We start from the raw sequence: 14511 nt of genomic DNA on the forward strand, positions 1-14511 counted from the left end.
AAGCGCCGGGCAGCCATGCTCCGGCGCTTTTTGCGTTTTCGGGTCGAAACCTAGAGGGACGCGCGCACCGTCTGGCGCTGCATGCCGAGCCCGGCGATCCCGAGTTCCAGCTTATCGCCCGCCTTGAGATAGACGGGATCGGGCTTTTGCCCCATGCCGACGCCCGGAGGCGTGCCGGTCGCAATCACATCGCCCGGATGCAGGCTCATGAAGCGCGACAGATAGGCGATCACGAAGGCCACGCCATAGACCATCGTCGCCGTGGTGCCGTCCTGGTAGCGCTTGCCGTTGAGATCGAGATAGAGCGGCAGGCTCTGGGGATCTGGCACCTCGTCGCGGGTGACCAGCCAGGGACCGATCGGCCCGAAGGTGTCGGCGGACTTGCCCTTCACCCATTGCCCGGAATGCCGGATCTGGAAATCGCGTTCCGACACGTCATTGGCGACGCAATAGCCGGCAACATGATCGAGCGCATGGGCTTCGGCGATGTTCTTGGCATGCTTGCCGATGACGACGGCAAGCTCCACCTCCCAGTCGGTCGCGACCGACCCGCGCGGAAGCTCGATGCCGTCGTCGGGACCGCAGATCGCCGAGGTCGCCTTCATGAAGACGATGGGTTCGGGCGGCACATCCATGCCCGCCTCGGCGGCGTGATCGGAATAGTTGAGCCCGATGCAGATGAACTTTCCGACGCCGGCGACGCAGGGTCCGATCCGCGGCGTGCCCTCGACCGCCGGCAGCGTTTCGGGATCGATCGCGCGGAGCCGCTCGAAGGTCTCGTCCGACAATGCCGCCCCGGACAGGTCGTCGATATGGGCGCTGAGGTCGCGGATGCGCCCCGCCGTATCGACGAGCCCCGGCTTCTCGGCCCCGACGGGGCCGTAACGCATGAGTTTCATAAAAGACTGCCTCCCAGACTGCATGTCCGCGCGATCATAGGGGTTTGACCGCTCAGGGCAAACGCGTCTGCGCGTCACTCGATGCCATTGGCCCGCTGCAGGGTCCGCACATAGGCGACGATGCGCGCAATCTCGTCGGGCGAAACACCGGCAACGGGAGGCATGTTGCCGAAGGTCCAGTGGTGCTGGCGCACCCCTTGCGCCACGGCGAGGAAGAACGCGCCGTCGGCGTGATGGCCGGGTTCGTAGATCACATGCACCAGCGGCGGCCCCTCCCCGGCCCGACCCTCGGCATTGGCGCCGTGACAGCTCGCGCAATTCGCCGAAAAGATCTCCGCGCCTTCAGCCGCCGCGCCGCTCAGCGGCGGCACCGTCACGGCGGCAAGCGCCGCGCCCGTTTCCGTGGTGCTTCCGGTGTCGTCCCCGGTCAGCACGTAGACCGCGCCGATCGCGCCGACCAGCCCAGCACCTGCCAGCAGCAAAGCGGACCGGGCGTTCACGACGTTTCGCTCCGGCCGGCGAGATCGTCGAGAATCGGGCAATCCGGGCGGCCGTCGCCATGGCAACAGTCGACGAGACGCGACAGGGTCGCCTTCATCGCCTGGAGCTCCGCGATCTTGCGCTCCACCTCGCCGATCTTTTCCAGCGCCACCGCCTTGACGTCCGAGCTTGCCCGCTGCTCGTCCTCATAGAGCGACAGGAGCGAGCGGCATTCCTCGATGGAAAAGCCCAGGCTGCGCGAGCGTTGCAGGAAGCGCAGCCGGTGAATGTCCGCATCCGAATAGTCGCGGTAGCCATTGGCCGCACGCGTCGGGCGCAGCAGGTCGATTTCCTCATAATAGCGGATGGTCTTGGGCGGCAGCTTGGAACGCTCCGCGGCAGCACCAATGTTCATCGTCCGATCCTTCATTGCCAAAGCGAATGCCGTCACCATGTCCATTCCAGTAACTGGAAGGTCAAGCAGGCGAACGCAAGCCCCTGGTGCAGGAACGCAAAACGCCGCGGCCCCTGTTCGGGACCGCGGCGCATTGCGTCTTCACAAGCCGTCGAAAAGCCGATCAGGCGTCGATGCGCGCCATCTCGATCACGACGTCCTTGCCGCCAACCTCATGGGTGGCGCTGAAACCGCCCTCGACGCGCCCACCGAGCGTGAACTCGCGCGCAAGCGTATCGGCTGCGATCCGCTCGCGATGCTCCTCGACTGCCTGCACCAATTCCTCAGGCAGCGTCAGATTGAGACGGATGCGGTCGGAGACGTTGAAGCCGCCATCCTTGCGGGTCTGCTGGATCAGGCGGACGATGTCGCGGGCGTAGCCCTCGCGCTCCAGCTCCGGATAGAGCTGGGTGTCCATCAGGACGACGCCGGCGCCGCCATCGAACAGCCCCGTGTCGGAGCCTTCCGGCGCCAGCACGCGCATCGTGTAGTCCTCCGGCGGCAGTTCCACGCCGGCCAGTTCGACGATCCCGTCGGGACGAAGCGTCCAGTCGCCCGACTTGGAAGCCGTCATTACGTCCTTCATCTTCTTGCCAAGGCGCTTGCCGATCTGCGGCTTCACCGCAAGGCGGTGCTCGCCGACCGACAGCGGATCGGCTTCCAGCACCACGTCCTTGATGTTCACCTCTTCGGCGATGAGGTTCGCATAGGGACGCAGATCCTCGACCTCCGGATGGGCGACGGTCAGCGTCTTCAGCGGCAGACGGGCGCGCAGGCGCTTGGCCTCGCGCAACGACATGACCGAGGCGCAGATGTCGCGGATCAGGTCCATGCGGCGCACGAGGTCGGGGTCGTTCGGCAACGCCTCGGCCTCGGGCCAATCGGCCAGATGCACGGAGAGCTCGCCGGTAAGCCCCTTGTAGATGCGCTCAGACACGAAGGGCATCATCGGCGCGAGCGTGCGCATCAGATGCGTCAGCACCGTGTAGAGCGTATCGAGCGCGTCGCGCTTCTCGTCCGTCATCTCCTCGCCCCAGAAGCGGGAGCGGGAGCGGCGGATGTACCAGTTGTTCAGCGCGTCGATATAGCCCGGCACATGCGCATAGGCGCCCGGGATGTCATAGGCGTCGAGCGAGCCCTGAACCTTCTCGATCAGCTCGCGCGTCTTGGCGAGGATGTAGCGGTCGAGAAGCCCCTTCTGGTCGAAGCGCACCCGCGCCTGGTAGCTGTCGGCGTTGGCGTAGAGCGTGAAGAAATAGTAGGCGCTCCAGATCGGGATGATCGCCTGGCGCAGGGACTGGGCGATGCCGCGTCCGTCCTTGGCAACCGCCAGGTCGCCGCCAACGAGCAGCGGCGAGGACAGCATGTACCAGCGCAGCGCGTCCGCGCCGTAGGTGTCGAAGACGCCGACGGGGTCGGGATAGTTCTGCAGGCGCTTGGAGAGCTTCTGCTTGTTCTCGTCGAGCACGACGCCATGGCAGACCGCGTTGCGGAACGGCGCGCGGTCGAAGATCGCGGTGGAAAGCACCATCAGCGTGTAGAACCAGCCGCGCGTCTGCGCGACATATTCCACGATGAAGTCGGCCGGGAAATTCTGCTCGAAGCGCTCCTTGTTCTCGAACGGATAATGCTCCTGGGCGAAGGGCATCGATCCGGAATCGAACCAGACGTCGAGGACTTCCGGGACGCGGCGCATCATCGACTTGCCGGTCGGATCGTCCGGGTTCGGACGCACCAGCTCGTCAATCATCGGGCGGTGCAGGTCGTCGGGACGAACGCCGAAATCAGCCTTGATCTCGTCGAGCGAACCATAGACGTCCATGCGCGGATAATTGGGATCGTCGCTTACCCAGACCGGGATCGGGCAGCCCCAGAAGCGGTTGCGCGAGATGTTCCAGTCGCGGGCGTTTTCCAGCCACTTGCCGAACTGGCCGTCGCGCACATGCTCCGGCACCCAGTCGATCTCGCGGTTGAGCTCGACCATGCGGTCCTTGAACTGCGACACGGCGACATACCAGGCATCGATCGCCTTGTAGATCAGCGGCGTGTCGGTGCGCCAGCAATGCGGATAGTCGTGCAGATAGGTCTCGTGGCGGTAGACGACATTGCGCGCCTTGAGATCGCGGATGATGTCCTTGTTGGCCTCGATGACGTTCTGACCAACGTAATCGGTGACCTCGGCGGTGAACTTGCCCGCCTCGTCGACCGGCACGACGAGGGGGATCTCGCGAGCCTTGGCAAGCTCGAAGTCGTCCTCACCGAAGCCCGGCGCGATATGCACGCAGCCCGTGCCGTCGCCGGCTTCGACGAAGTCGGCCGCAAGCACCTTGAAGGCGTTCTCCGTGTCCTTGAAATAGGGAAACAGCGGCTCGTAAGTCGCATCGGCGAGCGCCGATCCCTTCAGCGTGTCGACGCGGCTCCATTCGCCGAACTCGCGCTCGTAGCGCTCAAGCGCGGCCTCGGCGAGAACGACCCTCTGGCCGTCCTTTTCAAGAACCGCATAGTCGAGGTCGGGCGCGACGGCGAGCGCAAGGTTCGACGGCAGCGTCCAGGGGGTCGTCGTCCAGGCGAGAAGTCGCGTCGGCACGCCGGCAAAGGCTGCATCCTTCAGCAGGAAGCCGACGGTGAGCGCCGGATCCTGGCGTTCGCGATAGGAGTTGTCGAGGCGGGTTTCGAAGTTCGACAGCGGCGTCTGCACGGCCCAGGAATAAGGCACCACCCGGTAGCCGCGATAGACCAGTCCCTTGTCCCAGAGCTGCTTGAAGCCCCAGATCACGCTCTCCATGAAGGAGAGGTTCATGGTCTTGTAATCGTTCTCGAAATCGACCCAGCGCCCCTGGCGGTTGACGTAATAGCGCCACTCGTTGGTGAAGCGCATGACCGAGACGGAGCAATGCGCGTTGAACCTGCCGATGCCGTAGTCGAGGATCTCGTTGCGGCCCGAAATGCCCAGTTCCTTCTCGGCCGTCAGTTCGGCCGGAAGGCCGTGGCAGTCCCAGCCGAAGCGGCGCACGACGCAGTCGCCGCGCATGGTGCGGTAGCGCGGGATCAGGTCCTTGACGAAACCGGTCGCGAGATGACCGTAGTGCGGCAGGCCGTTGGCGAAGGGAGGCCCGTCGTAAAAGACATATTCGCCAGCCCCTTCCTGGTTGCGCCGCTGCTCGACGGAAGCCTCGAAAATCCGGTTCTCTTCCCAGAACTTGAGGATGTCTTCCTCCAGCTTGGGAAAGCTGGGGTTTGGATCGATGGCTTCGTACATCAACAACGTCCCGCTTCTTGTTGCAATCGCGCGGGTCCGTGGCCTTTTCGGCCCGAACCGCCGCGCGTCGACTGGTCCAGTGGGTGGGTTATCCGACCGGGGCGAAAAACACAATCGGTCAGGCGCGCGTCACCTTGGCATGACTGGCCGGAAAGCGGCCGCGCGTGTCGACGATCAGCTTGGCGTTCCGCCCGATCATCGCATAGTCGAAGGCGTCATGGTCGGTGGCGATGACCACGGCATCCATCGTTGCCACGGTCTGCGCGTCGGCTGTCAGGCTCTCGTGGTGCGATCCGTCCGCCAGCGTCAGTGCCGGCACATGCGGGTCGGCGTAGAAGACCTCGCCGCCTTTCGCGGCAATGCCTTCTATCACCATGACGCTCGGGGATTCGCGCATGTCGTCGATGTTCTTCTTGAAGGCGACGCCGAGCACCAGCACCCGCGCGCCGTTCAGCGCCTTGCGCTCGCCATTGAGCGCATCCATCAGCTTTTCGACGATGAACTCGGGCATGTAGCGGTTGATCTCGCCGGCCAGCTCGATGAAGCGCGTGTGCACGCCGTATTCGCGCGCCTTCCACGTCAGATAAAACGGATCGACCGGAATGCAGTGCCCGCCGACGCCCGGCCCCGGATAGAAGGCCGTGAAGCCGAAGGGCTTGGTCGCAGCCGCGCGGATCACGTCGAAAATGTCGATGCCCATGCGGTCGGCGAGCGTCTTCATCTCGTTGACGAGGCCGATGTTCACCGCGCGGTGGATGTTTTCCAGCAGCTTGGTCATCTCCGCGACCCGCGTCGAGGCGACCGGGACCAGCGTGTCGACCGCTCCGCCGTAAAGCGCCTCGGCCGCGCGCAGGCAGTTGGCGGTCACGCCGCTCACCACCTTGGGGATCTGGCGAATGCTGAAGGAGGCATTTCCCGGATCCTCGCGCTCGGGCGAATAGACGACGAAAATATCCTCGCCGACGGTGAGGTCGTCGCGCGCCAGAACCGGGAGCATGTCGTCCTCGGTGGTTCCGGGATAGGTGGTCGATTCCAGCGCGATCACCTGACCGGGGCGCAAGTGCGGATGTACGCTGCGCGCCGCTTCCAGAATGTAGCCGATATCGGGATCGTGGTATTTGCCGAGCGGTGTCGGTACGCAGATGATCAGCGCGTCACATGTGCCGGCCTGTTGGAAATCCGTCGTCGCGGTGAAGGGCGCGGAAAAGCGGACGCTTTCGCGCGTTTGCCCGACATAGCGGCGGAAACCGCCGTCGGCGTTCAGTTCCGCGACCTTGCCCGCATCGACGTCGAAACCGACGACCGGGTGACCGAGCTCGCTGAAGCGGGAGGCCAGCGGCAGGCCGACATAGCCAAGGCCGATGATCCCGATCACCGCGGAGCGGTCGGCCATGCGCGCGGCAAAGGCCTCAAGGGGGGGCGTTGACGTCATGTCCGCTGCCATCGGATCGATCCTGACCGGTCGTTGTGCTGAAGATTAGGGAGCACGACGCCATTGGCGCCGCCACCCGTCCGTTTTGCACAGTGCGCGGCCCTCGGCAAGGGCCGAGCGCCACCCGGCGCTCCCCGCAAGAGCGGAGACGGAACGACCGGCCCGGATCGGCCTAGAGGGTCTGGTTGTAGGCGCCGACTTCCGGGTTTTCGCGCAAGACCGTATCGACCGCCTTGAACATCTCGTGCAGCCTGTCCTTTGAGACCGGGCTTTCGATCACCACCACAAGCTCCGGCTTGTTGGAGGAGGCGCGCACCAGTCCCCAGGTGCCGTCGTCGGCGACGACGCGCACACCGTTGACCGTGACCAGATCGACGATCTCGTGTCCGGCGATCGTCTCGCCCTTTTCCTTCATCGCCGTGAAGCGGGCGACGACGCGGTCGACCACCTCGTATTTGATCTCATCCGCGCAATGCGGCGACATCGTCGGCGAGCCCCAGGTCTTCGGCAGCGCCCGGCGCAGCTCCGCCATCGATTTGCCAGGGTTGCGGTCGAGCATGTCGAGGATGGCGATCGCCGACACCAGCCCGTCGTCGTAGCCGCGCCCGATCGGGGTGTTGAAGAAATAATGGCCGGACTTCTCGAAGCCGACGAGCGCGTTCAGTTCGTTCACCCGCCGCTTGATGTAGGAATGGCCGGTCTTCCAGTAGTCGGTCTTGGCACCGTTTGCCTGAAGCACCGGATCGGTGGCGAACAGGCCGGTCGATTTCACATCGACGACGAACTGGCAGTTCGGATGAAGCTCCGACAGGTCGCGCGCGAGCATGACACCGACCGTGTCGGCGAAAATCTCCGCCCCCTCGTCGTCGACCACACCGCAACGGTCGCCGTCGCCGTCGAAGCCGAGACCGACGTCCGCGCCGGTTTCGAGCACCTTGTCGCGAAGCGCGTGCAGCATCTTCATGTCTTCGGGATTGGGGTTGTAGCGCGGGAAGGTATGGTCCAGCTCGCAATCGAGCGGGATCACCTCGGCGCCGAGCGCCTCCAGCACGCGCGGCGCGAAGGCCCCGGCCGTGCCGTTGCCGCAAGCCGCGACCACCTTGATCGGCCGCGACAGCTTCGCCCGGTCGGTGAGATCCTTGATGTAGGTCTCGGCGAAGCCTTCGACGAAGCGATACCCGCCGCCGGACCCCTCGCGGAAGGCACCGGTCAGCACGATCTCCTTCAGGCGGCCCATTTCGTCCGGCCCGAAGGTCAGCGGCCGGTCGATGCCCATCTTCACGCCGGTCCAGCCGTTGTCGTTGTGAGAGGCGGTGACCATGGCGACCGCCGGAACGTCGAGAGCAAACTGCGCGAAATAGGCCATCGGCGACAGCGCCAGGCCAATATCATGGACACGCACGCCGCCGGCCATCAGTCCGGAAATCAGCGCCATCTTGATGGCGGCGGAATAGCTGCGGAAGTCGTGGCCGACGACGATGTCGGGCCGCGTGCCGCGCTCGCGCATCAAGGTGGCGATCCCCATGCCGAGCGCCTGGATGCCCATCAGGTTGATTTCCTTCTCGAACAACCAGCGGGCATCGTATTCGCGAAAACCGGTGGGCTTCACCATCGGCTGCGATTCATAGGCGTAGGTATTGGGCGTCAATTCGGCGACGGGAACGCTCAGCATGCGTTTATCCTCAAGACTGTGTGCCGGGCGGTGCCGGCTTTGCAAAATAGGGTTGCCAGGATGCCCGGGCTCAAGTCGCGTCCGGCGTCTCGCCGGAATATCGGACGATGTCGTCGTCCCCGATATAGGTGCCGGACTGGATCTCGATGACACGTGCCGGCACGCGGCCGGGATTGGCGAGGCGGTGGCGCGCCCCGACCGGCACATAGGCCGACTGGTTCTCGGTCATCAGCCGGGTTTCGCCGTCGATGGTGATCGCCAGCGTGCCGGAGACAACCACCCAGTGCTCCGCGCGATTGACATGGCTTTGCAGCGACATGCTCTCGCCGGGCTTGATCTCGATTTCCTGCACCTGGAAGCGATCGCCACGGGCGATCTCCTCGCGCGCGCCCCAGGGCCGGTACCGCTTGCGGTGCTCGCGCGTCTCGCGCCGGTCGTCGCGCTGGAGCTCCTCCACGACGCTCTTCACGTCCTGGGCATGCGCCTTGTCGGCAACCAGCACCGCATCCTTTGTGGCGACCACCATCACATGGTCGAGGCCGACCACGGAGACCAATGCGCCGTCACTCACGACCAGACTGTCGCGCGATTTCACGAAGATCGCCTCGCCGAGCGTGCTGTTGCCCTCGTCCGTCTTGTCGAGCGCCTCCCACACGGCCGACCAGGAGCCGAGATCGCTCCAGCCCGGGTCGGTGGGTACGCAGGATATGCGGTCCGACTTTTCCATGATCGCATAGTCGATGGAGATGTTGGGCACGGCGGAAAAACTCTCCACCCCGAGACGCAGGAAGTCGAGGTCCGGTGTCGCCGCGGAGAGCGCATCCCGCACACGGGCCAGCACCTGCGGGCAGTGCTTTTCGAACTCGGCGATCATCGTCGCGGCGGAAAACAGGAAGATGCCGGCATTCCAGACATGATCTCCCGAGGCGAGAAAGGCCTTGGCGCGCTCAAGATCCGGCTTTTCGACAAAGGCGGCCACGGGCCGCACGGGCCCCTCGCCCTCCTCCAGGCGAATGTAGCCATAGCCGGTGTTGGGTTCGCTGGGGCGGATGCCGAAGGTGACGATACGGCCGGCCCTGGCGGCCGGGATCGCATGATCGACCGCCCGCGCGAAGGCGTCCGTGTCGCGCACCAGATGATCGGAAGGGGCAAGCAGCACGAGCGCGTCGGGATCCGCGGCCAGGGCGGTCAGCGCCGCAACGGCGGCCGGAGCCGCAGTGTTGCGTCCGACCGGCTCCAGCACGATGGTGCCGGTCCCGTTTTCGGCCGTGGCCATCTGTTCGCCGACCAGAAACCGGTGCTCGGCATTTGCGATGACGATGGGCGACGCGTATCGGCCATCCGCGAAGCGCCGCAGGGTCTTTTGAAACAGGCTTTCACCGTCGAACAGCGGCAGAAACTGCTTGGGGCGCAGGGAACGCGACAGCGGCCAAAGTCGCGACCCGGATCCGCCGGACAAGATGCAAGGTATGATCACGCTTCGCCTTTCGCGGTTTTCGTCATCGGAGCGCGGCAAGCCACGCCTGGCACCCTTGATGCCCGACCGCGTCCTGAAAAGACGTTAACCGCGAACGCGCGCCTGCGAAACCGGGCGCGGTCGAAAACAAGCCCCCCAGGCTGTGTCAGCCGCGCGAGGAGCGGTGCGCCCATCCGGTCATGCGCATCTCCAGCCAGGCCATCATCGCATACATGACGATGCCGAGCACCGCGAGCGCCATCAGCCCCGCCCAGACGAGCGGCACGTTGAACTGCGATTGCGCCGCCAGCATCATGTGGCCGATGCCGGAATTGGCCGCCACGGTCTCGGAAATCACCGAGCCGACGAAAGCGAGCGTGATGGCGACCTTCAGCGAGCCAAAGAAATAGGGCATCGAGCGCGGAATGCCGACCTTGAGCATGATGTCGAGCTTCTTTGCCCCAAGCGCCCGCAGCACGTCCTCCATTTCCGGCTCGATGGTGGCAAGACCCGTCGCCACATTGACCACGATGGGAAAGAAGGCGATCAGGAAGGCCGTCAGCACGGCGGGCACCGTCCCGATGCCGAACCAGATGACGAGGATCGGCACGACCGCGACCTTGGGCACGGAATTAAAGCCGATCATCAGCGGATAGAGCCCGGCGTAGATCGCCCGGCTCCAGCCGATCGCAAGGCCGAGCGCCAGTCCACCGACGACCGCGAGCAGGAAGCCCAGCGTCGTCGTGAACAGCGTCTGCAGGGAATTGGTCCAGATCACCGGCCAGTATTTGACGGTGGCGACCCAGATGTCGGACGGCGCCGGCAGGATGAAGAACGCGATGTCGAAGGCGCGCACGACGCCTTCCCACACAACGAACAGGCCGATGGTCCAGATCCACGGGGCGGCCTTGATCCACTTGTCGGTCATGCCGCGGCCCTTGCGTCTGCGATATGCGCACGAAGCTCGTGCACGATGTCGTTGAACTTTGCTTCATAGGTCAGGTCGATCGGCCGCGGGCGCGGGAACGACACCTCGCGTTCCACAATGATGCGCCCCGGTCGCGCGCTCATCACGAAGACGCGGTCGGCGAGAAACACCGCCTCGCGCAGGTCATGGGTCACCAGGATCGTGGTGAAGCCCTTTTCCGCATGGAGGTCGCGCATCACCTGCCACAGTTCCTCGCGGGTGAAGGCGTCGAGCGCACCGAACGGCTCGTCGAGCATCAGCAGCTCAGGATCATGCACCAGGGCGCGGCACAGGTTGGCGCGCTGCTGCATGCCGCCGGACAATTGCCAGGGAAACTTGTCGCCGAAGCCCTTCAGGCCGACCACCGTCAGAAGATCCTCCGCCAGCGCCTCATAGGCGGCCCGCTCGCGCGACAGCCTGCGGCGGTGCGGCTGGACGATCTCCAGCGGCAGCATCACGTTCTTCAAAGTGGTGCGCCAGGGCAGCATGGAGGGGTTCTGAAACGCCATTCCGGCCATGGAGACCGGACCGTCCACCTCCTTGTGGGCAACCTCGACGGTTCCGGCCTGCGGCCGGATCAGCCCGGTGGCGAGCTTCATCAAGGTGGACTTGCCGCAGCCGGACGGGCCGACAACAGCGGCGAACTCGCCCTTCTTCACGGTCATCGACAGCCCGTCGAGAGCAAGCGTGCCATCTCCGCCCGGCCCATAGGCGAGGCGGATGTCATTCAATTCAACAAAGCCGGTCACGGAACGTCTTTCGGATTTCAAGGCGGATCCGGCGTCCTCGCCGCAAGGCGAAAACGCCGGAAACCAGTTGGGACAAGTCCCGTCGGCTCAGCGCACCATCCGCTCTTCGACCGGCGGCAGGTAGGAGGGATCGAACACCCGCTCCGGCGCCGGCGGCGTGTCGCTCACGCCCATGGAGGTCTTGAGATACTCCATCGACTTGGCAAGCTTGGCCATGTCGACGCCGCCGATGCCGTTCTCGCGAACCGCGGGCGTTGCGATGGACCCGGCGACCGCCATCTCGATCCGGTCGATCTCGGTCGCCTCGTCGAGCACGCCGTTGCGCTTCAGGACGTAGGGGACAGACGCCGCCGGATCCGCGATGGTGTCCTGGAAGCCGCGGATGAGCGCCTTCAGGAAGCCCTTCACGGCCTCCGGATTTTCCTCGGCGAACTGGGTGTTGACCATCACCACGTTGCCGTAGAGATCGAGGCCGTTCTCGGCCATCAGGATCAGCGCGATGTCGTCATCCGCAACGCCCTGGGCCTTGAGGTTGATGACGGAGGAAAAGGAAAAGCCGAAGATCGCGTCGACCTGACCCTGGGCGAGCATCGGCTCGCGCACCGGAAAGCCGACATTCTCGATGGTGATACCGGACGTGTCGATGCCGGCGACCTCGACGAAGGCCGGCCACTGGCCGAAGGCCGCGTCGGGCGGCGGCGCGCCGAGCGTCTTGCCCTCAAGCGACTTGGGATCTTCGGTGACGCCCTGGCTTTTGCGGCCGATCACGGCGAAGGGCGGGCGCTCATAGGCCATCATCACGGCCTTGACGTTGAGATCGGCCTGCTCGTCCATCAGCTTGATCAGCGCATTGATGTCGCCGAAGCCCATGTCGTAGGTGCCGGTCGCCACGCGCGGGATCGATTCGCGCGAGCCGGCGCCGCTGTCGATCGTGACCGAAAGCCCCTCCTCCGCGAAATACCCCTTGTCCTGGGCGATGAAGAAGGGCGCGGCCGGCGCCTCGAACTTCCAATCGAGCGTGAACTTGATCTCCGTCTCGGCCATGGCCGACGGCGCGGTCAGGGTCAAGGCAAGCGCAATTCCAAACAGTCGACGCATATCAGTCCCCACTGGCTTTGTTCTTCGCCGGTGAGAGTGCCAAGCGACTGCCTATCAATCAAGCAGATTTTGGGTGAGCCCAACTTTTCAGCAAAGCCGATCATTTCCGAGGCATCCCGCTCCGCGCACGTCGATGCGGAGCGGGATTTGCGGCCGGGTCTAGAGGTCGAGGTAGCGGATCACCTCATCGGCAAGCGCCTCCGGGTCGGCGCCGTCGGTGTTCAAAACGATCTCCGGCGACTGCGGCTCCTCGTAGGGGCTGTCGATGCCGGTGAAGTTGCGGATCTCGCCGGCACGGGCTTTCTTGTAGAGCCCCTTGGGATCGCGCGCTTCCGCCACCGCGAGCGGGGCGTGCACGTGGATCTCGACGAATTCGCCAGGCTTGAACAGATCCCGCGCCATTTGCCGGTCGGAGCGGAATGGCGAGATGAAGGACACCAGCGTGATCAGCCCTGCCTCGGTGAAGAGTTTCGCCACCTCGCCGACACGGCGGATGTTTTCCACCCGGTCGGCCTCGGAGAAACCGAGATCCTTGTTCAGCCCGTGTCGCACGTTGTCGCCGTCGAGCAGGAAAGTCAGCCGTCCCGTCGCATGCAGCCGTTGCTCGACCAGATTGGCGACCGTGGACTTGCCCGCCCCGGACAGGCCGGTGAACCACAGGACCCTCGGCGTCTGCCCGGTCAAGGCGGCGCGCGCGGAGCGGTCGATATCGAAGGCCTGACGGTGAATGTTGTCGGCCTTGCGCAGCGCCTTCCAGATCATGCCCGCCGCCACCGTATGGTTGGTCAGCGGGTCGATCAGCACGAAAGACCCCATGTCGCGGTTGACCTCATAGGGATCGAAGGCGACCGGCGACGACAGGGCCAGCTCGCAATAGCCGATGCCGTTGAGCGCAAGCGTCTCGACGTCCTCATGCTGCAACGTATTGACGTCGATGCCGTGATCGATGCGCGTCACGCTGGCCGAGGCAAGCCGCTTTCCGACCTTGATGGCGTAGCTGCGGCCGGGTACGAGCGGCCGGTCGTCCATCCAGATCAGATGCGCGCCGATGCGATCGGCAACCTCAGGACGCTGGTCTGGCGCGCAGAGCACATCGCCGCGCGAGATATCGACCTCCTCGCGCAGGGTGAGCGTCACCGCGTCGCCGGCGAGCGCTTCGTCGAGATCGCCGTTCATCGTGGCGATGCGCTCGACGGTCGCCGTGCGACCGGAGGCGGCAACGCTGATCCGGTCGCCGGGGCGGATCCGTCCGCCAACAAGCGTGCCGCAATAGCCGCGAAAGTCGAGGTTGGGCCGGTTCACCCATTGCACCGGCATGCGGAACGGGCCGTCGAACGCCTCCGAGGCCACCTCGATGCTTTCCAGATGGGAGAGAAGCGTCGGCCCGTCGTACCAGTCCATCGCCGTCGCGCGCGCCGTGACATTGTCGCCCGTCAGGGCGGACATCGGGATCACCTGAAGGGTCTCGAAACCGAAGCCTTCCGCAAAGGCCCGGTAGTCTTCCGAAATCCGCTCGAAGACCGCCTCGTCATTGTCGACGAGATCCATCTTGTTGACCGCGACGACGACGTGGCGAATGCCCAGAAGCGACACGATGAAGGAATGCCGGCGGGTCTGCTGCAAAACGCCCTTGCGCGCGTCGATCAGGATCACAGCGAGATCGGAGTTGGAGGCGCCCGTCGCCATGTTGCGGGTGTATTGCTCGTGGCCGGGCGTGTCGGCGACGATGAACTTGCGGGCATCGGTCGCAAAAAAGCGATAGGCGACATCGATGGTGATCCCCTGCTCGCGTTCGGCTTCCAGGCCGTCGACGAGCAGCGCGAGATCGATGTTCTCGCCCTGGGTGCCATACTTTCGAGAATCGTTTCGAAGGGCTGCAACCTGATCCTCCAGCACCAGCTTGGTGTCGTGAAGAAGCCGGCCGATCAGCGTCGACTTGCCGTCGTCGACGCTGCCGCAGGTGAGAAAGCGCAAGAGCCCCTTCTGGTCGTGATCGTCGAGCAGGCTCGTCACGGGCCGGGACAGAGACGGAAGCTGGTTCATGA

The 14511-nt window shown here is 64.7% G+C and carries 11 protein-coding genes; all 11 read right to left on the reverse strand.

What is annotated here, in order from left to right; genetic code table 11:
• Nucleotides 1–50 precede the first annotated feature (50 nt).
• A complete protein-coding gene (locus tag LC092_RS01800; RefSeq protein ID WP_224804440.1) occupies nt 51–899 on the reverse strand; it encodes a fumarylacetoacetate hydrolase family protein in 849 nt (282 codons plus the stop codon).
• A gap of 74 nt (nt 900–973) precedes the next feature.
• A complete protein-coding gene (locus tag LC092_RS01805) occupies nt 974–1399 on the reverse strand; it encodes a c-type cytochrome (RefSeq protein WP_224804442.1) in 426 nt (141 codons plus the stop codon).
• Nucleotides 1396–1794, reverse strand: a complete 399-nt coding sequence (gene cueR / locus LC092_RS01810) for a Cu(I)-responsive transcriptional regulator (protein WP_224804444.1) — start codon at nt 1792–1794, stop codon at nt 1396–1398. Before cueR ends, LC092_RS01805 begins: the two co-directional genes overlap by 4 nt.
• Before the next feature lie 163 nt (nt 1795–1957).
• Nucleotides 1958–5092, reverse strand: a complete 3135-nt coding sequence (gene ileS, locus LC092_RS01815) for an isoleucine--tRNA ligase (RefSeq protein ID WP_224804445.1) — start codon at nt 5090–5092, stop codon at nt 1958–1960.
• A gap of 118 nt (nt 5093–5210) precedes the next feature.
• Nucleotides 5211–6524, reverse strand: a complete 1314-nt coding sequence (locus LC092_RS01820; protein ID WP_224804447.1) for a nucleotide sugar dehydrogenase — start codon at nt 6522–6524, stop codon at nt 5211–5213.
• Nucleotides 6525–6696: 172 nt separating this feature from the next.
• Nucleotides 6697–8196 carry a phosphomannomutase/phosphoglucomutase gene (locus tag LC092_RS01825; RefSeq protein ID WP_224804449.1) on the reverse strand — a complete coding sequence of 500 codons (1500 nt, stop codon included), beginning with the start codon at nt 8194–8196 and terminating at the stop codon, nt 6697–6699.
• A gap of 70 nt (nt 8197–8266) precedes the next feature.
• Nucleotides 8267–9673 (reverse strand): mannose-1-phosphate guanylyltransferase/mannose-6-phosphate isomerase, encoded by a 1407-nt coding sequence (locus LC092_RS01830; RefSeq protein WP_224804451.1) that lies wholly within the window; start codon nt 9671–9673, stop codon nt 8267–8269.
• A gap of 145 nt (nt 9674–9818) precedes the next feature.
• Entirely contained in the window at nt 9819–10580 is a 762-nt protein-coding gene (locus tag LC092_RS01835; protein WP_224804453.1) for an ABC transporter permease, read from the reverse strand.
• A complete protein-coding gene (locus LC092_RS01840; RefSeq protein WP_224804454.1) occupies nt 10577–11368 on the reverse strand; it encodes an ABC transporter ATP-binding protein in 792 nt (263 codons plus the stop codon). The genes LC092_RS01835 and LC092_RS01840 overlap by 4 nt, the downstream gene beginning before the upstream one ends.
• An 87-nt stretch (nt 11369–11455) precedes the next feature.
• Nucleotides 11456–12466, reverse strand: a complete 1011-nt coding sequence (locus LC092_RS01845) for an ABC transporter substrate-binding protein (protein WP_224804456.1) — start codon at nt 12464–12466, stop codon at nt 11456–11458.
• A 159-nt stretch (nt 12467–12625) separates the two neighbouring features.
• Nucleotides 12626–14509 (reverse strand): sulfate adenylyltransferase subunit CysN, encoded by a 1884-nt coding sequence (gene cysN, locus LC092_RS01850; protein WP_224804458.1) that lies wholly within the window; start codon nt 14507–14509, stop codon nt 12626–12628.
• Between the last annotated feature and the right edge of the window lie 2 nt (nt 14510–14511).

The organism is Stappia stellulata, from assembly GCF_020176715.1.
Classification (GTDB): Bacteria; Pseudomonadota; Alphaproteobacteria; order Rhizobiales; family Stappiaceae; genus Stappia.